Genomic DNA, 20,343 nt, shown 5'->3' with positions numbered 1-20,343 from the left:
GGAAAGGGGCGGTCCGGCTTGTCCTGCACGCGGGGGTTGATCACCCGGGTGTGAACCGGCGATAGAGGGAGCAGACCGGGGGCATTCCGATGGCGAAGAACTCTAGGCCTGCACATCCTTCCGCGGCGGCGGAGCCCGCCCGGCCGGATGCTGTCCTGCCTGGGCTCGGCCTCCGGGAGGGGGTCGCAACCCTCACGCTGCCGCAGAGCCGGACCTTTCGCCCGGGCATCTACAACATCCTCCTGGACGGGCATGCGCTCGCCCAGATCTCGCTTGCGCGCCCGGCCCCAAGCGTGAGTTTCTCGCTGCCACCCCACAACCTGCCGCACACGGTCGATCTCGTCTCCCTCGAGACCGGAGGCAGCCACCTCTCCGCGCCCATCCCGCTCGATCCCGCCTTGGATCTCAGGATCGAGCGCCTTTTGCTCGCCGATGGCAGGCTCGTTTTCGAGGCGAGCATGGCGGAGCGTCCGGTCGTCTCGCTTGCCGTCCTGGCATTGACCGAGGACGGCAGCGTTCAGGCCGTCGGGCTCGCTATGCCGGGGGAGGGATTGGAGGCCGGCCGGACCCACTATCGGGCTCTCCTGCCGCTCGTCACGCTGCTGCCGGTCGATGTCCCCCGGACGCTCACAGTTCACGTCAGCGGCCGGCAGATAGACCCGCCACTGCAAGCTTCTGGCCGGGCGATGGGCATCGCGGGCCATGTCGATCACGCCTCGGCCGATGCGATTTCGGGCTGGCTTTCCGATCTGCGGGACCCGGCCCGGCGCATGACCGTGGACGTCAAGGCGGGTGACCGGCTGCTCGGTCAGGTCGTCGCGGCGCAGGCGAGGCCGGATCTCGCGGCGCGGGGAATTCCGGATCAGTGCGGATTCACCATCCCGAAGAAGATCTTCGCCGGTCTCGGCCATGGCGAGGCGCTCTCCATCCTCGTCGCGGGGACCGCTACCCATCTTGCCGGCAGCCCGAAGCTGCTGTCGCTTTCTGCTGAAATCCGCGGGCTTTTCGACAATATCGACGGGAACCTGGCCTGCGGCTGGGTGATTGACCTGCGCCGGCCGACAGAGCCCTGCACGGTGGAGGCAGTGTGCGACGGGCGCGTGGTGGGTGAGGCCGTCGCGAGCGGCCTCCGGCGCGACGTGCTGGAAGCCGGCATGCCGACCGAGCGCTGCGGCTTCCGCATTCCCTTCACCGAGCCGCTGCATACGCTGTTCGGGCGAGACATCACCGTTCGCATCAAGGGCACGGACATCGCACTCAACGGCGGGCCGCAGCAGCCGATGCTCAATCCCAATATCCGCCGCTACCTCACGCCCGATCGCGGCATCCCGCCGCGCACGCTGGCGCGCCTGCGTCGCCACATCAACCATGCGGCGCGGGGCCAAGGCCTGTCCATCGTCATGCCGGTATACAACACCAAGCGCGCATGGTTGATGGAGGCGCTGCGCAGCGTCTGCACGCAATGGTGCGAGGCCTGGGAGCTCATCTGTGTTGATGACTGCTCGACCGAGCCGCAGGTGCAGCAGATTCTGTCCTGGTTCGCGCAGACCGATCCGCGTATCCGCGTCATACGCGCGCGGCGCAACCTCGGTATTGCCGGCGCCACGACTCTCGGCATGCGCGAGGCACGCCATCCGTATCTCGCGCTCATGGATCATGACGATGTGCTGGAGCCCGATGCGGTGCATCACCTGCTCAAGACGGCGCGAGAGACGGGCGCGGACTTCATCTATAGCGACGAAGCGATCACGACGGAGGACAGCTCCGTGGTGCTGGACGTGCGCGCCCGCCCGGCCTTCTCCTACGACTATTACCTGTCGCATCCTTACTTCGTGCATATGGTGGCTCTCCGCACGGAGATCGCACAGCGCATCGGCGGTTTTGACGAGCGGCTCGCCATCTCGGCCGATGTCGACTTCATCCTGCGGGCCATCGAGCAGAGCCGCAGCGTCGCCCACGTGCCGCGCGTGCTCTATCGCTGGCGCACGCACGGCACCAGTACAGGCCATACGAAGCAGGCCGAGGTGATGGCGGCGTCCACCGCTTCCATCCAGCGCCATCTGGACCGCGTGGGCGCAGGCGCCCGGGCGCGGCCTGCGGCCGAGTTCAACCAGTTCGAGATCGCCTGGCCCGATCCCGGCGGTCGTGTGCTCATCCTCATCCCGACCAAAGACGGGGTCGACGTCCTGCGCCAGTGCATTGCAGCAATCGAACGCACAACGCCGGAGAGCGAGTACCGCCTCATCGTCATCGATCATGAGTCGAAACAGCCGAAATCGAAGAAATATCTTGCCGAGATCGCGAAGCGACATACCGTCATGCCTCACAAGGGCATCTTCAATTACGCGCTGATGAACAATCTCGCTGTGCGGCGGGAAGGCCGGGGCGAGCCCTTTGTGCTGTTCATGAACAACGATATCGAGGTGGTGGAGCCGGGTTGGCTGCAACGCATGCGCTCGCTCGCCGCACGACCCGACACCGGTATCGTCGGCACCGCACTCATGTACAGCGACAAGCGGGTGCAGCACGGCGGTGTCATCCTCGGGATCAACGACCTTGCCGACCACGCGCTGCGGTTCGAGCCGGTCTGGCAGGAGGACGGCAGCCGCACGCTCGGCTACAACTCGTCCTTGCCAGCGGTGCGCGATTTCTCAGCCGTGACGGCCGCTTGCATGATGATGCGTATGGCGGTCTTTGAGGAGGTCAATGGCTTCGACGAAGCCTATCTCGTGGGCTTCAACGACACCGATCTCTGCCTGCGTGTCGGCCGTGCCGGCTACAAGATCATCTATGACGGCCGCACCGTCCACTATCACCACGAATCCGTGACCCGCAGCGCCAAGGGGGAACTCAAGCACCCGAGGGACAACGCCCGGCTGAAGACGCATTGGGCAGAATTGCTGCGTCGCGGTGATCCCTATTACAGCCCGATCCTCGAGCTTTATGCCTATGATCATCGGGTGCGGGTGGAGGAGGGAGGCGGCTACGCCGGGCCGCGGATCGTTCCCGTCGATCTCGGGCGCACGCGCCTGCGGGCGCCGGAAGCCGGACCGGCCGCCGCGCCGGCCGCCGGGGGCCGCCGCCGCAACAAGGCAGGCTCAGCGGGGGGAATCGTCGTGGTTGCCGACTGAGGATCGGGCGTTGCCGGTTTGGCTCATCTCGTCCTGCTCGCCCAGCATGTCGTGCGGAAGAAGATCCTGGGCCGGCGTCGCTGGCTCCGGCTGGTGGCGGCGCCGGCGCATGCGCTCGATCTGCGCATTGAGCTCGGCGCCGAAGAGCACGACATAGGCGCTGACCCAGAACCACATCATGACGCCGACGGCGGCGCCAAGGGCACCGTAGGCGGCGCTGTAGCTCGCGATCTTGCTGACATAGAGCGAGAAGAGGACGGAGACGAGCAGCCACAGGAGGGACGCCGTCATCGCCCCTGGCAGCACGGGGCCCACGCCGTCGGGATGCGGCGCGGGGCCCAGCTTATAGAAGAGCATGAGCATGCCGAGCACGAAGACGAAAAGCCCGGCGAGGCCGGAGAGATGGGCGAGCTGTGCGGTGTAGCGGGAGAGGCCGAGGGCGGAGAAGGCGGTCGGCAGGCCGACCAGCACGCCGATGCCGAGCACGGCAGCCAGGATCGCGCCGAAGGTCATTACCATCGCCTGGGCCTGGAACTGCAGAACGCCCCGCGTTTCCTTCCGCCGGTAGGCGAAGTTGAGCGCCCAGATCAGGGATTTCGTGCCCGAGGCCGCCGACCAGAAGGCGATGGTCAGACTGACGATCAGGCTGATGCTTAAGGTGCCGCTATGGTTGCTCACCAACTCATGCACACGGTCCGAGAGCAGCTGATACGCCGCAGGCGGCATGATCTGGCGCAGATAGGCGAGCTGCGGCTCGACCGTGACCGGATCGAAAACCATGCCGTAGATCGAGATCAGCATGGTGACCGCGGGAAACAAAGCGAGGGTCGCGTAGAAGGCGCAGCCGGCCGCGTTCAGGGACATGTAGTCCGAGATCATGGCAAGCGTCGTGTCGCGCAGCACGCGGCCGCGCGGAGTCTTCATTTGCTCCTTGATCTCGTGCTTCAGCGTGTCGTTGACGATCGGCATGAAGAAGAGGTTCCCGCACGCGGTTTCCGTTTGAGGCGGATGCGCCTTCCGATCAACCGCAAAGATGATCTCGTTCGGCCCGAGGTGATTAAACCGTTGATGTCCCCAAATTGAACTGCGTGGCTGGGACGCGTCACCTTCAAGGCGCGACCGCATTCCGCCCTTGCGGTCGGGGGGCAGGGGGGCTATGTGCACCCCCCACGCAGCAACGCACGTGCCTCTGGCCCCTCGGGTTTACGCAACGACGTCAAGCGTTCTGGCAACTCCTCGTTGGTCGCTGGTTCGTTCGACCGTTTCGCAACCTCGCTCACCGTCTCGACAGGTGACGATTATCATAGGGGGACAGTGCGATGACACCCAAGGTCGCGCAGTTTCTGGATACCCATCAGCCGGCAACGCCGTGCCTTGTCCTCGATCTGGACCAGGTGGAGGCGAATTACCGCAGCCTGCGGCATGTGCTGCCGCTGGCCACGATCTACTACGCGGTGAAGGCCAATCCGGCACCGCAGATCCTGGGCCGGCTGACCGGGCTCGGCAGTTCCTTCGACGCCGCCGGCATCGAAGAGATCGAGCAGTGCCTGGCGGCCGGCGCCACCCCCGCCGCCATCAGCTTCGGCAATACGATCAAGAAGGCCTCCGCGATTGCCCGCGCCCATGCGCTGGGCGTCGATCTCTTTGCCTTCGATTCGGAGGAAGAGCTGCGCAAGCTCGCGGCCCACGCACCGGGCGCGCGCGTTTATTGCCGGCTCATGGTGGTGAATGACGGGGCGGAGTGGCCGCTGTCGAAGAAGTTCGGCACCTCGGTCGGCCAGGCCCGGCTATTGATGCCGCTCGCGGCCGAACTCGGGCTGCGGCCCTGGGGGCTGTCCTTCCATGTCGGCAGCCAGCAGACCGATCCGCTCGCCTATGCCAAGGCGGTGGGGGAAGCGGCGATGCTCTTCACGGATCTGACACGCTCCGGCCTCGACCTGCGGTTCCTCAACCTCGGCGGCGGCTTCCCGACGCGCTATCGGGCCGACGTGCCGGCGCCGGAGGCTTTTGCCGACGCCATCATGAAGGCCATGACCGATCACTTCGGCAACGACCTGCCGGATATGGCGATCGAGCCGGGCCGCTCCATGGTCGGCAATGCGGGCGTGGTCTCAAGCGAGGTTGTTCTGGTCAGCAAGCGCAATCCGGATCCGGAAGCGCCGCGTTGGGTTTATCTCGATATCGGCCGTTTTGGCGGCCTTGCCGAGACGGAGGGCGAGGCGATCCGCTACCGGCTGACGACGCCGCATGACGGACAAGCCACCGGCCCGGTCGTGCTCGCCGGCCCCACCTGTGACGGCGCGGACATCCTCTACGAGCGCAGTGGCTACCAGCTGCCCCTCGCGCTGCGGGATGGCGACCGTGTCGCGATCGAGACCGCGGGTGCCTATGTCACGACCTATGCGGCCCAGAGTTTCAACGGCTTCGCCCCGCTCGCCGAATACTATATCTGAATTTGAAACCCGCCCGCCGGTCCTTTTCGGACCGGCGGGGCCGCGGCCTTTATCCAATCTCATAGGCCGTCCGCAGCGCATCGGCGACGCGCCCGAGTTCCGCCTCCAACTCCGCCAGTGCCTTTTGTGTCGCCCGTCCATCGGCCAGAGCGAGCTGGCGGAAGCGGCGGCAGAGACGGCCCACCTCCTCGGCACCGATATTGGCGGCGGCGCTGCTCAGCGCGTGCGCTTCGGCCTGGAACAGGACGGTATCGCCCACAAGGGCTGCCGCCCGTAGGGTCAGCAGCAGGCTTTCGGCCTCGGCGATGAAATCCCGCGCGAGCTCGGCTGCGAACTCTGCCCCGCCGAGGCTTTCGAGATCCTTGAGCATGCGCGCGCTCAGTGTCTGGGTGGGGCGCTCGTCCGCGGCGGCGCCTGGTGTCCCGCCACGATTGATGAGGGCGGCGGTAACTGTTCCCGCGAAATCGGCGATGATGTCCAGCAGGCGAGCCGCCTCGACCGGCTTGACGATGCAGAGGTCCATCCCCGCCTCCAGGCAGCGCGCGGCCATCTGCGGCGTCGCATCGGCTGTCAGCGCCAGGATGGGCAGGTGTTTTTCCCCTGTTGCGCCGAAGCGGTAGAGCTTGGTCGCGTCGAGGCCGTTCATCACCGGCATGTTCACGTCCATGAGGACGAGCGCGAATTCCTCCCGCTCCAGCGCGTCCAGAGCCTCCTCGCCATTGCTCACGACCACGTAGCTATGGCCACCGCGTTCCAGGATCTTGGCGACCACGTTCTGGTTAATGCGGTTGTCGTCGGCCACGAGGACATGCAACGGCCGGCCGCGTTTGCGCGCTTCGAGCGGCAGCGCCATCTCCGGGTCGATCCGCGCGGCGAGAAAACGCAAGACGTGGTCGAGGGCGAGCTCTCCCGGTTCGGGCGCGAGACAGGAGAGAATTCGGCGCTGGAGGTCGGCATCCGCTACCGCAGCCGTCGTCTCGTCCGCCAGCAGGATGACCGGCGGATAGGAGACCGGGCCTGGTGCCGGACGGCATAGGATGTCGCGCAATCCGGGCAGGGTCGCGTCGTCCAGGAACAGGCCGTGCAGCCCCTCGGTCTGGCTGATCGCGGTTTCCAGCATAGCGGAGGTCGCCGTCGGCGGCAGCGTTTGGGCGAAGAGATCGATGCCGCGATCTTCGAGGCGGCGGACCAGCGGGGCGCGGCCGGCAGGATCGGCGGTGATCAGGGCGAGGCGAAGCGGGGGCAGCCTCGGGGCCGGTGGATCGGCGGGTTGCAGAGGCAGTTCCAGGCGGAAGGTGCTGCCCTCACCAAGCTTGCTGCGGACGCTGAGGGTCCCGCCCAGCAGTTCGGCGAGGCGGCGGGCGATGGCAAGGCCAAGGCCCGTGCCTCCGAAGCGGTCGATGATGGTCTCGTCCGCCTGCGTAAAACTGTCGAAGATGCGCCCCTGGGCCTCGGGCGCGATGCCGATGCCGGTATCAGTCACCTCAATGACGAGGCGCGGCGCGCCGTCCGCCCTGCTCTCCGGGGACACGGCAATCAGTACGGAGCCGTGCGCCGTGAACTTCACCGCATTGCTCGCGAGGTTGCGGAGAATGTCGGTGAGGTGGCGCGGATCGCCCATCAGCCGGGCCGGCGTCTCGGCATCGATGAAGGTCGAGACCGTAATGGCCTTCGCCTCGGCCGGTACGGCGACGAGGCGTTCGATTTGGTGGAGGAGCAGGGCAAGATCGAGAACCTGACTTTGCACCGGCATGCTGCCGGCCTCGATTCGCGAGAAATCGAGAATGCCGTCGATAAGGCCCAGGAGGGAGCGGGCAGCGGCGCCTGTCGTCGCCACCATCTCCCGCTGTTCACGGTCAAGCCGGCTGTCGGTCAGGAGGTCGCTCATGCCGATGACGGCATTGAGCGGGGTGCGCAACTCATGGCTCACGCTTGCGAGGAAGAGGCTCTTCGCCTGGTTCGCCTCTTCCGCCTGGCGCTTGGCTTCCGACAGACTGCGAATGAGCGACGCGGCGTAGAGTGGAATGGCCAGCAGCCCGGCGAGGAGACCCAAGGAGAGATAGGGGTCTTGCCGCCAATACGGGGTTGTCACAATGCAGAGACCAAAGCCCAGGACGGCGCAGGCCATGGCCGCCCGCAGATAGGCAAGGCCGAAGCGGAAGCCGTAGCCGAGCACCGCCCAGAGATAGATCGGATAAAAAGGCGCGGCGATCCGTGCGCCGATATGCATGCCCACGGACAGTGTGCCCGTGTCCACGATCAGCTGCAGCACGATCCTGAGCCGGGAGGGGCGGTCGCGGATTATGAGGTCGAGGAAGAAGACCACGCCGAGCAGCGCATAGAGCCCGCTTGCCAGCAACGGGAGGACCGGCTGCGCGAGCGCGCCCTCGGCACGCAGCGCCAAAAGGTAGAAGAAGACGCAAAGGCCGATCACCAGGCGATTGATGATGATCTGGTATTCGGTGCCGCGGCCTTGGCGCAGCCGGCTCCGCAGCGCCAGCCGTCCGAGCGCAAGATGGGGCAGCATCGCACGGAGACGCGGGATTGGGCCGGCCGTGCTGCGCTTGCCGTCTGGATCGTTCATGACGTGAGCATTCGCTCCGCAGGCACCGGGCGGGTTCCGGCGCCGGGCTGCCATGCTGCTCGCGCCTGCACCCTTCGGCCCGTCAGTCGGGCAGGGCCTCGTCCTTCGGGACGAGGGACATTAGCTGATCATAGTGAAACTGCTCGAAATTCTCGGCCTGCAGCGGGCGGCTGAAGAGATAGCCTTGCACCTCGTCGCAGCCCTCGGCGCGGAGCGCCGCCAACTGTTTCTTGGTCTCCACCCCCTCGGCGATCACGCGCATGCCCAGGCTGTGACCGAGCCCGATCATGGCGCGGATCACGGCCAGAGCCTCCGGCTGATCCGAAATGTTGCGAATGAACCCCCGGTCGATCTTCAGCCGATTGACGGGAAGCTGCTCGATATAAGTAAAAGAAGAGTAGCCGGTACCGAAATCGTCCACCGAGAAGGAGACGCTGCGCTCCTGCAACTGGGCAATCTGTCTTCGCGCGGCCTCATGATCCTCGAGCAGGATCGTCTCCGTCAGTTCCAGATCGATCAGACGGGCGGAGACGCCGGCGCGCTCGATCGCCGACAGAACGAGCGACGCCACGTCGTGGTGGCGGAACAGCGAGGCGGAGAGATTGACACCGACACGCGTTGGCAGCCCCGCGCGCTCCCAGCGCGCGGCCTGCTGGCAGGCCGCATCCAGCACCCAGAGGCTGATCGCCGTCATCAGCCCGGCCTCTTCCGCCACGGGCAGGAACTGGTCCGGATAGATCAGTTCGCGGCCGCTGCGGGCCCAGCGGATCAGCGCTTCCACACCGAGGATCTCGCCTGTGTGGAGGTCGATCTGCGGCTGGTAATGGAGCACGAGCTCCCCGCGCACGAGCCCTGCCCGCAGGTCGATCTCTATCTGGGCGGACTCACGGACAGCCGTCTGCAACCAGGGCTCGAACTGGCAGACGGTATTCCGCCCGAGGGATTTCGCCCGATACATGGCGAGATCGGCGCTCTGCTGCAGCACGTCCGGATCCTCGCCGTCGCGTGGGAAAAGGGCCGTGCCGAGGCTGCTGCTGGTGTGGATGCTGCGGCCGTCGATCAGGAAGGGTATGTCGAAGCTCTTCCTAATCGTTTCAGCGAGTGAATGAGCGCGCGCCTTGGCGTTGTCGCCGCTCCCGATATCAGTCTGGACGATGGCGAACTCGTCGCCGCCGAGGCGGCCGATGAAATCCCCAGGGCCGAGGAGGGAGGACATGCGCCGCGCCGCGGCACCGAGCAGGAGGTCGCCATTATGGTGGCCGAAGGCGTGGCTGATGCTCTTGAACCGGTCGAGATCCAGAAAATGAAGCGCAAATTCATGATGCTGGGCGCTGGCGGCGTCGATCGTATCCTCGAGGTGGAGATGCAGGGCCAGACGATTGGGCAGGCCCGTTAGCGCATCGTAATGGGCGACTCGGTGCAGATGTTCCTCGGCCCGCTTGCGCTCGGTGATGTCGAGAGAGGTGGTGAGCACGCCCGTAACTGCATTGGTTGTTGAGCGCAGTGGTGTCTTCGTCGTCAGGAAGACCCGCTGCAGTCCGGTCTTATCCACGATCTCCTCTTCGAAGGCGGGCAGGCCCAAGCCGGTCGCGAAGATGCGCGCATCGAGCTGGCGGGACCGTTCCGAATGCGCGCCGACAGCGTTGCCGGCATCCGTCTCCGCCTTGCCGAGGACGGCGGTCTGATATGCATTGGCAAAGATGCATTCGCCCCGCCTGTCATGGGCGCTGATCATCGCCGGCACGGTGTCGATCACCTGGGCGAGGCGGTCCCGGCTGTCCCGCAGAAGCTCCAGCCGCTCCTGCTCGATCCCTTCCAATTCCTTGGCAAGGGCATTGGCCCGAATTCGGATCTGTTTCTGGCGGGAGCCGATTTTGAGGAGGTTACGGGCGCGGGTGATGAATTCCTGATGATCAATCGGCGTCTGGACGAAGTCCGTGGCGCCGGCCTCCAGCGCTTCCAGGCGGAAGGCGCGGTCGTCATAGGCGGTGATGACGATGATCGGGACATCCGACCCGTTGGGCAAGGCGCGGATCTGCTGCGTAAAGGCTGCCCCGGTCATCTGCGGCATCTTGTAGTCTGTGATGACGAGGTCCGGCATCTTCGCGCCGATCGACTTCAGGGCAGGATCGGGTGCCGAGAAAGCCTCAACCTCGACCTGCTCGTCGAGAAAGCCCGCCAGCCGAGAAAAGATGCTGCGGTTCGTGGCGCGGTCATCGACGATTACGACAAAGGCCATTCTTACTCCGTGAGCCGTCGGGCAGCCCCGTCCGGGAGGAGCAGTGAGCCCCGTGCAGCCTTACCGACCAGTGTCTTATAGCGAGTGTGACCGTAGTTTTTCCAGAACCTCCGTCGGTTTGCCGGAAGCCTTGGGGATATACCTCACCTCAACTTTTGTACTACGCAGGAATTTTGCGACATCTACCGGGAAAAACGGGCGAGAATGCGCTGCCCGCCGGTTGCCGGGATGGTCCTGGTCTGCCAAAGGGCCGCGGAGAGGCTCCGCGTTGATCCAGGAGTCCAGTCATGACCTTTGTCCATCCCTCGTTTGGCGTCGTCACTTCGCCGACCGAAATGTCTACGTCGGTGGCAACCCTAGCGCTTTCATCTCTTACCCAAAACTATTACCCGACAATGCAGGTGGAGCTCGACCAGCCGGCCAAGGCGCTTTTCTGCTTCATGCGCCCCGATGGTCGGCCGAGCTACACACCCGAACTGCTGCGGGATATGAGCCGGATCCAGAAGGACATTGCGCTGGCGACGGCGGGCGCCGAGCCCTTCCGTTATGTCGTGGTCGGGTCGCGGGTCCTCGGCACCTTCAATCTGGGTGGCGATCTCGATCTCTTCGGCGCCAAAATCCGTGCCGGGGCCCGGGACGCGCTCCGCGCCTACGCGCATGCCTGCGTTGACATCGTCTATCATAATGCCGTCGGGTACGATCGGCAGGTGACGACGGTGGCGCTTGTCCAGGGTGCTGCCTTGGGCGGCGGCTTCGAGGCGGCACTCTCCTGCCATCATATCGTGGCGGAGCGCAGCGCAACCTTCGGCCTGCCGGAGGTGCTCTTCAACCTCTTCCCAGGCATGGGGGCCTATTCCTTGCTCTCGCGCCGGCTGGACCCGGCCCGGGCCGAGAAGCTCATTCTGAGTGGCAAGATTTTCTCCGCCGTCGAACTTCATGAGATGGGGCTGGTCGATCATCTGGCGGAAGACGGGGAAGGGGACACGGCCGTGCGGGAATACCTCGGCCGGCTCGACCGTCGCTTCAACGCCCACCAGGCCGTGCTGAAGGCCCGGCACCGCGTGAACCCGCTGACCCGCGAAGAGTTGATCGACGTCGTTGACGTCTGGGTCGACGCGGCGATGAAGCTCGAGGAGGCCGATCTGCGCAAGATGGCTCGGCTGGTTCGTGCCCAGAGCCGCCGGCATGGGAGCGGTGCCGACCAGCGCCTTGCGGCCGAGTGATGGCCGCCGATCATAAGGGGTGGTGGACCCTCGGCTGGCGCTCTGCGGGGCGCTATCAGCCGGTCGAGGCTTGTCCTACACTGCCTCAGGATAGTCTGGAGATTTGCTGCCATGGTTCGAGTTGAGACGCTGCACAAGCCGGATGGTCCCGCTCAGGGGGACACGACCGGTGCGGCGGACCATCTGCCCTCCTGGGACCTCGCGGACCTCTACGGCGGCATCGACAGTCCGGCGCTCGCTCGCGATCTGGACGAGGCGAAGGCGCAGGCGGCAGCCTTCCGCTCGGCCTTCGCGGGTAAGCTCGCGGCTCAGTCGGGCGCCGAACTCGCGGCCGCGCTCTCCCGTTTCGAGACCATTGAGGAAACGCTCGGCCGCATCATGTCCTATGCCCAGCTGCTCTTCAGCAGCGATAGTTCGGACGCGAAGATTGCCCGTTTCTACCAGTCCATGAGCGAGAAGGTGACGGACATCTCGACCGATCTCCTCTTCTTCAGCCTGGAGCTCAACCGGCTCGACGATGCGGCGCTGGCGGAGAAGCTGATGGATCCGGCGCTCGCGCCCTGGAAATCCTGGCTCGACGATCTGCGCATTTTCAAGCCGCATCAGCTCTCGGACGAGATCGAGCAGTTGCTGCACGAGAAGGAAGTCACCGGGGCGAGCGCCTGGAGCCGGCTTTTCGACGAGACCATGGCCGCGCTGCGCGTCGCGGTCGGCGAGGACAGCCTGACCGTCAGCGATGCGTTGAATCGCCTGTCGGACCGCGACCGGGCTGCGCGCGAGGCGGCAGCCGTGGGGATCAGCAAGACGCTCGCCGACAATATCCGACTCTTCTCGCTGATCACGAACACCCTCGCCAAGGACAAGGAAACGATCGACCGCTGGCGGCGCTACCCGACGCCCGCGAGCTACCGTAACCGCTCCAACATGGTGGAGGACGAGGTGGTGGACGCTCTGGTCTCCGCCGTCGTCGCCAATTACGGCCGGCTTTCGCACCGCTACTACCAACTCAAGGCCGGCTGGCTCGGCCTGCCAAAGCTCCAGCACTGGGACCGCAACGCGCCGCTGCCCAGCGACGCCGACAAGAAGATCGGCTGGGCGGAAGCCCGCGGCCGGGTTCTCTCGGCCTATGGTGCCTTCAGCCCGGTGCTGGCCGAAATCGGCCAGCGGTTTTTCGACAAGCCTTGGATCGATGCGGGCCTTCGCCCCGGCAAGGCGGGCGGTGCCTTCGCCCACCCCACCGTGCCCTCCGCCCATCCGTATATTCTGATCAACTACCACGGCCGCACGCGGGACGTGATGACGCTCGCCCACGAACTCGGGCACGGCGTGCATCAGGTACTGGCGGGCGAAACGCAGGGTTATCTCCGCTCCGGCACGCCGCTGACCTTGGCTGAGACGGCGAGCGTCTTTGGCGAGATGCTGACCTTCCGCGCCATCCTGGATGCCGAGACCGACCCCGCCCGCCGTCGCATCATGCTGACCGCCAAGGTCGAGGACATGCTGAATACGGTGGTCCGCCAGATCGCCTTCTATCGCTTCGAGGCGCGGGTGCATGAGGGGCGTCGGTCGGGCGAATTGCTGCCCGAGCGCCTGGGCGAAATCTGGTTTGAGGTGCAGACCGAAAGCCTCGGCCCCGCCTTCGACTTCACCCCCGACTACGCGAATTACTGGGCCTATGTGCCGCACTTCGTCCATTCGCCCTTCTACGTTTACGCCTATGCCTTCGGGGATTGCCTGGTGAACGCGCTTTATGCGGAATTTGCGGGCGGCCATCCCCGCTTCCAGGAAAAGTATCTCGACATGCTGCGCGCGGGCGGCACCAAGCGGCACCGCGAACTTCTGGCTCCCTTCGGGCTGGATGCTGCGGACCCTGCCTTCTGGACTCGCGGGCTCGACATCATCTCCGGCTTTATCGACGAGCTGGAAGCGGGCGAACCGCAGGTGGGTAAGCAGGGCGGAGCCTGATGCATGTCGGATAAGATGGGCGGCCGGGACGCTACCTTTTTCGGCAGCATGCGCCGTTTCGCCCGCACCTCAGGCGCGGTCGGCGGCATTGCCGCGCGCGTCGCCGGCGAGAGAGTCTTCGGGATCAAGACCGATCGCGCGGCACATGCCGAGGATCTGCGGCAGGTGCTGGGCGGGCTCAAAGGTCCGCTCATGAAGGTTGCCCAGATCCTCACCACCATTCCGGATGCGCTGCCACCCGAATATGCGGCGGAGCTTTCCGAATTGCAGGCCAATGCGCCTTCCATGGGCTGGCCTTTCGTCCGCCGCCGCATGGCGGGGGAACTGGGCCCCCACTGGCAGTCCCGCTTCCAGAGCTTCGGGCAGGAAGCCGCCGCCGCCGCGAGCCTCGGCCAGGTCCACAAGGCGGTGCTGCACGATGGCGAGACGGTCGCCTGCAAGCTGCAATATCCCGACATGCCGAGCACGGTGGAGGCCGACCTCCGCCAGCTCAAGATCGCCATGGCGATCTATCATCGCATGGACAATGCGATCCAGCATGACGAGATCTACAAGGAACTCTCCGAGCGGCTAAGGGAGGAGCTGGACTACATGCGAGAGGCCGCACAGATGCGGCTCTACCGCTCGATGCTCGCCCCGGTTGCAGATATTCATGTACCGACGCCGGTGGCCGACCTCACAACATCCCGCCTGTTGACCATGACCTGGCTGGATGGCGGCCCGTTGCAGCGCTGGCTCGATACCGAGCCTTCGCTCGAAGCCCGCAACCGTGTGGCCGAGGCGCTGTTCCGGGCCTGGTACGTGCCCTTCTACCAATATGGAATCATTCACGGCGATCCGCATCTCGGCAATTACCAGGTGCGGCCGGATGGCGGGGTCAACCTGCTCGACTTCGGTGCGATCCGTGTTTTCCCACCGCATTTCGTGCGTGGCGTGATCGACCTGTTCGAAGCGGTGCGGGATGCGGACGAGGACAGGGCGGCCCGGGCTTACAGCAGCTGGGGCTTCGCCGACATCACACCCGAAAAGGTGCGTGTCCTTAACGGCTGGGCGCGTTTTCTCTATGAGCCGCTGCTGGATGACCGGGTGCGCCGCATCCAGGAGAATGGCGAGGGACATTTCGGCCGGGCGGTCGCTGAGGAGGTCCATTCCGGCCTCAAAAGCATCGGGGGCGTGCGTCCGCCGCGGGAATTCGTGTTGATGGACCGCTCGGCGGTCGGGCTCGGGAGTGTCTTCCTGCGCCTGAAGGCGGAACTCAACTGGAGCCGCCTCTACCGGGAGGTGACGGCAGAGTTTGACGAGGCAGCCCTTGCCGAACGCCAGGCCGCGGCCCTGGCTGAGGCCGGCGTGCCGCCGCCGAAATAGCCCTTCCCCGCCTGGAATCCCCCAGACTATTCCGCAGGCTGGGCAATTGCCCATGACATTACGAATTGGTAGGGAGGGGGAAATCAGAGCGCCCGCTTCGTGGCGCAGGCTGGAGGACGTCATGCCCCAAAGATCCCGCCCACGCGCCAGTCTCTGGCGTGTCCTGCTCATCCTGCCCGTCCTCGCGGTGCTGGCCGTCGGCTGCTTCAACCGGACCGGGCCCAGCCTTTGGGGCTTTCCCTTCTTCTATTGGTACCAGATGCTCTGGGTCATCCTCTGCTCGGTTTTGGTCGGCATCGTCTTCTTCATCGAGGATGCGCGCGGCCACCACGAGGATGACGCGTGATGGCGCCGCTCGCTCTCCAGCCGGTGGCGCTTGTCGTCTTCCTGGTACTCTTCGCTCTCGTGACGGTGCTTGGCTTCATGGGCGCCAAATGGCGGCGCGGCGATCTCGATACCCTGCATGAATGGGGTCTCGGCGGCCGCCGCTTCGGCACGTTGATTTCCTGGTTCCTGCTCGGCGGCGATCTCTACACCGCCTATACCTTCGTTGCCGTGCCTGCCCTGATCTACGGCGCCGGCGCAATCGGCTTCTTTGCCGTGCCCTATACGATCATCATCTATCCGGTGCTGTTCGTGTTCTTTCCGCGTCTCTGGCGGGTTTGCAAACGCAACGGCTATCTGACCGCGCCCGAATTCGTGCGCGGCCGGTTCGACAGCCGGGCGCTTTCCCTCGCCGTCGCCGTGACCGGCATTCTCGCGACCATGCCCTATATCGCGCTACAGCTTGTCGGCATGCAGGTGGTGCTCGCTGCCCTCGGTCTTCAGGGATCGGGCATCTGGGCGGATATTCCGCTCTTCGTCGCCTTCATCGTTCTGGCCGCTTTTACCTATACCAGTGGTCTGCGCGCCCCCGCGATCATCGCCGTCGTGAAGGATCTTCTGATCTATGCGACCGTCATCGCGGCCGCGATCGTGATCCCCATGCAACTCGGGGGCTGGGCCAAGATTTTCGCGGCGGTGCCGGCGGCGAAGCTCACACTGCCAGTTCCGGGGGCGGCGAGCCTCGGCAGCTACAGTGCTTATGCGACCCTCGCGCTCGGCTCGGCCCTCGCGCTCTTCCTCTATCCCCATTCCATGACGGGCATCCTTGCCGCGTCCAGCGGGCGGGTGATCAAGCGCAATGCGGCGCTGCTGCCGGCCTATTCCCTTGTGCTTGGCCTGCTGGCACTGCTCGGTTTCATGGCGATCGCTTATGGCGTCGCGAAGGACCCGCAGTTCGCTTCCGGCTTCGCGCAATACAAGGGCAATTTTGCCGTCCCCGCGCTGATTCTGAAGGCCTTTCCCGGGTGGTTCGCGGGGATTGCCTTTGCCGCCATCGCCATCGGCGCGCTGGTGCCAGCCTCGATCATGTCCATCGCGACGGCGAATATCTTCACGCGTGACATCTACAAGGCCTTCCTGCGGCCGGGCGCCACCGACCTGCAGGAATCGCGCATGGCCAAGCTGATCTCGCTGATCGTGAAGCTCGGCGCGCTTGCCTTCATCCTGGGACTGCCGGCGACGGCCGCGATCGAGTTTCAGCTTCTGGGCGGTATCTGGATCATCCAGACTCTGCCGGCGATCTTCTGCGGCTTGTCGCGGATGCGGTTGCGGGCCGGCGCACTGCTGACGGGCTGGGCCTGCGGCATGGTGGTGGGTACGGCCATGGCGGCCTCAACCGGATTCAAATCGGCGATCTTTGCGCTGCATATGGGTGGGCTTCTGGCCCCGGGCTATGCCGCCCTCTATGCGGTCATCATCAATCTCATCGTGAGCTTTGGCCTGTCCTTCCTGCTCAATGCGATGAGCCAGTCCTCCGGCAGACGCGATCCTGCGGAGCATTTCGAGTTCTAAGCTTCATTCGAACAAAAAAAGGGCGGGTGGTTTTCCACCCGCCCTTTTTTGGCATCAGCCTCCCGTGCCGTTGCCGCCGCCCGGTGCGGTCGGCGCGGCGCCGGAGCTGTTGGTGCTGGGCACGCTGCCCTGCACGGGATTGACGGGCGAGGTCGAGGCGGGGGAGCTGGGAGCCGGCGAGGTGGGCGCCGGTTCCTTGGCCATCGTGCCCTCGTCGGCACAGGCCGCGAGACCCAAGAGCAGACCTGCCGCGGGTATCAGTAGCGATAGCTTTTTCATCATATCGATCCTCGCCTTTGTTCTTGCGTTGCCCGTTTCTAGGTGAGACCAGCGACTTTCCGTTCAATGCGGAAGACGGGCACAATGGCGTGACCCCGCCCAGGATGTGATGCCCGATGCAGACCTTCACGACGATCGCCCGGCTGGACGACATTCTCGATCAAGCGGATGCCTTCCTTCTTGACCAGTTCGGCACACTGCATGATGGAATCAGCATGTATCCCGGCGTGGCGGCGGCCATGGCGCGGCTGCGATTGGCGGGTAAGCGCATCGTGATCCTGTCCAATTCCGGCAAACGTGCGGCGCCGAATATGGCGCGGATTGCCCGTCTCGGCCTTCCCCCTGAGAGTTACGATGCGTTCCTCACCTCGGGTGAGGTCGCATGGAGGTTGCTTGCCGAGGGCCGGCTGCCGGCTTTGTCGGGGGTCCGGCGCTGCCTCGTCCTTTCCAGGGGCGAGGACCGGGAGGCGCTGGCCGGCCTTGCCCTTGAGAGAACCGAGGATGCCGCGGAGGCCGACCTGATCCTTTTGCTCGGCAGCGAGGCTGATCGCATCGGGCTCGATGCCTATAGCGCCCGTTTGGCGCCTGCCGCGCGGCGCGGCATTCCCTGTCTCTGCGGCAATCCTGATCGTCTCATGGTCCTCGGCGACGGCCAGCTTGCGCCCGCGCCGGGCCGCGTCGCCGAGCTTTATGCGGAGATGGGGGGAGAGGTGATGTGGATCGGCAAGCCGGAACCTGCGATCTACACCGCGGCCTTCGCGCTGCTCGCCCCATGGCTGGGCGATGGGCTGGACCGTGGACGCATCTGGGCCGTGGGCGACAGTCTGGAGCATGATGCGGCGGGGGCTGCCGCCCAGGGTTGCCGCTCCCTGCTTGTCCGGACCGGCATCATGGCCGGGCGCAGCAGCACCGAGCTGGAGGCGGAAATGGCGCGTTGCGGATTGGTGCCGGATGCCGTCATAGCCGCCTTCGCCTGACGCCCTGGCGTCTGCGCCAGAAGGCTTGCCGTTATCATAACGAAAGGATAATGATACGATATTGCATCGTTAAGCTCTCGGGAAGGAACGGCCAGTGTCGCCCGACGCACTGCTGCCCCATGCCAGCGGAGGGCCCGCCTGGCGCGAACAGCCGGCTCCCTATCAGGTGGGTCCCTGGCAGGGGACGGCCGATCTGCGCGAAGCGCTGCTGCGGTGCGAAGTCGCGCGGCTGACGGCCGAACGCAACCGGCTGCGGGACGCGCTGTCAGGCCAGGCCGCCCGTCCCTGGCATCCCGATCCGCAGGATGCTGCCTACCTGCGCCACAGGATCGCGAGCAAGGACGCACTGATCCGCGCGCTTCACGCCTCGACCTGCTGGCGGCTGACGGCGCCTTTCCGTGTCCTGGCGGGTCTCCTGCGCGGTGCCCGGCCACCAAGCGCCGACAGCGCCATCGCCGAGACAGATCGGCCGCCGTCGGCGGCCCTGCCTCTGCCGGGCGGTCTCGTCGGGCCTGGTATTCTGCGCGGCCGGCCGGAAGGACAAAGCCTCGGCGAGGTTCTGGTCGTGGCGGACCATTTGCCGCTTTTCGATCAGCAAAGTGGCGGCTTACGCCTCAAAACGCTCATCGGCATGATTTCCCGCCTGGGCTGGCGCGTCACCTTCGGCTCCTTCCTGCCGGAGCAGGGACCTGGTCCCTTGGCGACAGAGGCGGGACGGCAGCGGTACGAGGCGGCGCTGGTGGAGATCGGCGTCACCGGCTTCGCCTATGGGCTGGAGGGGATTCGCCATTTCTTGGCCGCGCATGGCGGACGGATGCGGTTTGCCTTCGTGAGTTTTCCGGGCGTCGCAAGCGATGTCATCCCCCTTGTGCGCAGCTTCTGTCCCTGGGCGCGCGTGCTCTACGACACAGTGGACCTGCATTTCCTGCGCATGGAGCGGCAGGCGGCCGTCAAAAACAGCCCCCTCCTGCACCGGCAGGCGCGGGCGATGCGCGAGCTCGAACTCGCCTGTCTCAGGAGCGCCGATGTGACCCTCGCCATCTCGGAGCCCGAGCGGCAGCTGCTGCTCGATCTCGTGCCCGAGGTCGTGGTCGAGACCGTGCCCAATGTCTTCGCCTCTCCCGGTTCCCCCCCTGCTGGCGTGGCGGGGCGGCAGGGTGTGCTTTTCCTCGGCGGTTTCTGGCACCAACCCAACGCCGATGCCGTACTCTGGTTCGCGGACCACATTCTGCCGCTGATCCGCGCCGAGGCGCCTGAGGTCGTCTTCCGGATCGCGGGCTCCAATCCGACGCCCGAGGTATTGGCGCTTGGCGATCGGCCGGGGATCGAGGTGCTCGGTCATGTCCCTGATCTCGCCCCCATCTTCGATGCCGCACGGGTTTTCGTGGCGCCCCTCCGCTTCGGCGCCGGCATGAAGGGCAAGGTCGGCCAGGCCATGATGTCCGGCCTGCCCGTTGTCACCACCGGCATCGGGGCCGAGGGGATGGCGGCGGAGGATGGCCGTCATCTGCTGATTGCGGAGGAGCCGCAGGATTTCGCCGATCGTGTAGTCACCCTGCTGCGCGAGGACGCGCCGTGGCACGGCTTGCAGCAAGAGGGGCGGGCGCTGATAGAGGCGACGCTTTCGGAAGCGGCTGTCGCCGAGCGTCTCGCACGGCTCTTCCATGTCTGACATTCTGCTCGCCGGCATCTACCTGGCTGGCAAGCCGAACACCGCGGGCCACGTTGCCTACGAATGCGCCCGCAGCCGGGATCATGCAGTGACGCAGCGCTGGGCGGCGATCGCGGCTGGCGGGGACGGGGATTGCAGCTTGCCCGGTACGGTCGCGATCTACGTCGCACCCGAGCCCAAATTTGGCATCATCGACGGTCTGACCCGCGATGCCGGATATTTTGATTGGCTCATCATTGCGGATGACGACATCGAACTGCCGAAGGGCTTTCTCGACCGTTTTATTGGCGCGGCCGAGCGATATAACTTTGCAATCTGCCAACCCGCCCGCAGCCTGGACAGTTTCGTCGACCACGGCATCGTCCTGCAGATGCCGGGGCTCGTCGCGCGGCGAACGCGCTTCGTGGAGATCGGACCGCTTGTCGCGATCCGTCGCGACGCGATGGCTTTGCTGTTGCCCTTCGGGCCGGAGGCCGGCATGGGCTGGGGGCTGGATTTCGTCTGGCCGGTGGCGGTGGAGGCGGCGGGTCTGCGGCTCGGCATCGTCGATGCATCGCCC

At 65.5% G+C, this 20,343-nt stretch carries 14 protein-coding genes; 10 read left to right on the top strand and 4 right to left on the bottom strand.

Annotated elements, in window-relative coordinates; all coding sequences use genetic code 11:
- Positions 1-89: 89 nt before the first annotated feature.
- Positions 90-3,131, top strand: coding sequence for a glycosyltransferase family 2 protein (locus VL752_RS02910; protein ID WP_325352239.1), 3,042 nt, complete (start codon positions 90-92; stop codon positions 3,129-3,131).
- Here VL752_RS02910 and VL752_RS02905 read toward each other — a convergent pair.
- Positions 3,099-4,100 carry a YihY/virulence factor BrkB family protein gene (locus VL752_RS02905; protein WP_325352238.1) on the bottom strand — a complete coding sequence of 334 codons (1,002 nt, stop codon included), beginning with the start codon at positions 4,098-4,100 and terminating at the stop codon, positions 3,099-3,101. The two genes, VL752_RS02910 and VL752_RS02905, sit on opposite strands and share 33 nt — an antisense overlap.
- A gap of 350 nt (positions 4,101-4,450) precedes the next feature.
- On the opposite strand from VL752_RS02905, the gene VL752_RS02900 reads away from it, so the two are divergent.
- A complete protein-coding gene (locus VL752_RS02900) occupies positions 4,451-5,584 on the top strand; it encodes a type III PLP-dependent enzyme (protein WP_325352237.1) in 1,134 nt (377 codons plus the stop codon).
- 49 nt (positions 5,585-5,633) lie between these two features.
- Here VL752_RS02900 and VL752_RS02895 read toward each other — a convergent pair whose 3' ends face one another.
- Together VL752_RS02895 and VL752_RS02890 are read right to left on the bottom strand one after the other, a co-directional pair.
- A complete protein-coding gene (locus VL752_RS02895) occupies positions 5,634-8,168 on the bottom strand; it encodes a sensor histidine kinase (protein WP_325352236.1) in 2,535 nt (844 codons plus the stop codon).
- Positions 8,169-8,250: 82 nt separating this feature from the next.
- Positions 8,251-10,407 carry an EAL domain-containing protein gene (locus VL752_RS02890; RefSeq protein ID WP_325352235.1) on the bottom strand — a complete coding sequence of 719 codons (2,157 nt, stop codon included), beginning with the start codon at positions 10,405-10,407 and terminating at the stop codon, positions 8,251-8,253.
- A 287-nt stretch (positions 10,408-10,694) separates the two neighbouring features.
- Between VL752_RS02890 and VL752_RS02885 the strand changes: the two genes are divergently transcribed.
- The 5 genes from VL752_RS02885 (at position 10,695) to mctP (ending at position 16,856) form a co-directional block, all read left to right on the top strand.
- The gene (locus VL752_RS02885) at positions 10,695-11,630 is read left to right on the top strand and encodes a crotonase/enoyl-CoA hydratase family protein (RefSeq protein WP_325352234.1); all 936 of its coding nucleotides are present in this window, start codon (positions 10,695-10,697) and stop codon (positions 11,628-11,630) included.
- A 111-nt stretch (positions 11,631-11,741) separates the two neighbouring features.
- Positions 11,742-13,595 carry a M3 family oligoendopeptidase gene (locus VL752_RS02880; protein WP_325352233.1) on the top strand — a complete coding sequence of 618 codons (1,854 nt, stop codon included), beginning with the start codon at positions 11,742-11,744 and terminating at the stop codon, positions 13,593-13,595.
- A gap of 3 nt (positions 13,596-13,598) precedes the next feature.
- On the top strand, positions 13,599-14,960 hold the full coding sequence (locus VL752_RS02875; protein ID WP_325352232.1) for an ABC1 kinase family protein: 1,362 nt from the start codon (positions 13,599-13,601) through the stop codon (positions 14,958-14,960).
- Positions 14,961-15,081: 121 nt separating this feature from the next.
- On the top strand, positions 15,082-15,306 hold the full coding sequence (locus tag VL752_RS02870; RefSeq protein ID WP_325352231.1) for a DUF3311 domain-containing protein: 225 nt from the start codon (positions 15,082-15,084) through the stop codon (positions 15,304-15,306).
- Positions 15,306-16,856 carry a monocarboxylate uptake permease MctP gene (mctP, locus tag VL752_RS02865; RefSeq protein WP_325352230.1) on the top strand — a complete coding sequence of 517 codons (1,551 nt, stop codon included), beginning with the start codon at positions 15,306-15,308 and terminating at the stop codon, positions 16,854-16,856. Before VL752_RS02870 ends, mctP begins: the two co-directional genes overlap by 1 nt.
- Positions 16,857-16,910: 54 nt before the next feature.
- On the opposite strand, the gene VL752_RS02860 is transcribed toward mctP, so the two are convergent.
- Complete coding sequence (locus VL752_RS02860; RefSeq protein WP_325352229.1) at positions 16,911-17,138, bottom strand: hypothetical protein; 228 nt, start codon at positions 17,136-17,138, stop codon at positions 16,911-16,913.
- 113 nt (positions 17,139-17,251) lie between these two features.
- On the opposite strand from VL752_RS02860, the gene VL752_RS02855 reads away from it, so the two are divergent.
- The 3 genes from VL752_RS02855 to VL752_RS02845 all read left to right on the top strand — a co-directional run.
- Positions 17,252-18,112, top strand: a complete 861-nt coding sequence (locus tag VL752_RS02855) for a TIGR01459 family HAD-type hydrolase (RefSeq protein ID WP_325352228.1) — start codon at positions 17,252-17,254, stop codon at positions 18,110-18,112.
- A gap of 94 nt (positions 18,113-18,206) precedes the next feature.
- A complete protein-coding gene (locus VL752_RS02850; RefSeq protein WP_325352227.1) occupies positions 18,207-19,784 on the top strand; it encodes a glycosyltransferase in 1,578 nt (525 codons plus the stop codon).
- The coding region (locus tag VL752_RS02845; RefSeq protein WP_325352226.1) for a hypothetical protein at positions 19,777-20,343 on the top strand (567 nt) is incomplete at its 3' end. The genes VL752_RS02850 and VL752_RS02845, both read left to right, overlap by 8 nt.

The organism is Acidisoma sp. (assembly GCF_035492295.1).
Classification (GTDB): domain Bacteria; phylum Pseudomonadota; class Alphaproteobacteria; order Acetobacterales; family Acetobacteraceae; genus Acidisoma.
The sequence above is the reverse complement of the archived record's forward strand: the minus strand, read 5'-3'. Positions and strand labels throughout refer to the sequence as shown.

What these genes read in the sequence shown, in the direction of transcription:
- VL752_RS02880 (WP_325352233.1), top strand. Translation starts at nt 11,742, where the DNA reads ATGGTTCGAGTTGAGACGCTGCACAAGCCGGATGGTCCCGCTCAGGGG.
- VL752_RS02910 (WP_325352239.1), top strand. Translation starts at nt 90, where the DNA reads ATGGCGAAGAACTCTAGGCCTGCACATCCTTCCGCGGCGGCGGAGCCC.
- VL752_RS02855 (WP_325352228.1), top strand. Translation starts at nt 17,252, where the DNA reads ATGCAGACCTTCACGACGATCGCCCGGCTGGACGACATTCTCGATCAA.
- VL752_RS02870 (WP_325352231.1), top strand. Translation starts at nt 15,082, where the DNA reads ATGCCCCAAAGATCCCGCCCACGCGCCAGTCTCTGGCGTGTCCTGCTC.
- VL752_RS02895 (WP_325352236.1), bottom strand. Translation starts at nt 8,168, where the DNA reads ATGAACGATCCAGACGGCAAGCGCAGCACGGCCGGCCCAATCCCGCGT.
- VL752_RS02860 (WP_325352229.1), bottom strand. Translation starts at nt 17,138, where the DNA reads ATGATGAAAAAGCTATCGCTACTGATACCCGCGGCAGGTCTGCTCTTG.
- VL752_RS02905 (WP_325352238.1), bottom strand. Translation starts at nt 4,100, where the DNA reads ATGCCGATCGTCAACGACACGCTGAAGCACGAGATCAAGGAGCAAATG.
- VL752_RS02890 (WP_325352235.1), bottom strand. Translation starts at nt 10,407, where the DNA reads ATGGCCTTTGTCGTAATCGTCGATGACCGCGCCACGAACCGCAGCATC.
- VL752_RS02900 (WP_325352237.1), top strand. Translation starts at nt 4,451, where the DNA reads ATGACACCCAAGGTCGCGCAGTTTCTGGATACCCATCAGCCGGCAACG.
- VL752_RS02875 (WP_325352232.1), top strand. Translation starts at nt 13,599, where the DNA reads ATGTCGGATAAGATGGGCGGCCGGGACGCTACCTTTTTCGGCAGCATG.
- mctP (WP_325352230.1), top strand. Translation starts at nt 15,306, where the DNA reads ATGGCGCCGCTCGCTCTCCAGCCGGTGGCGCTTGTCGTCTTCCTGGTA.
- VL752_RS02885 (WP_325352234.1), top strand. Translation starts at nt 10,695, where the DNA reads ATGACCTTTGTCCATCCCTCGTTTGGCGTCGTCACTTCGCCGACCGAA.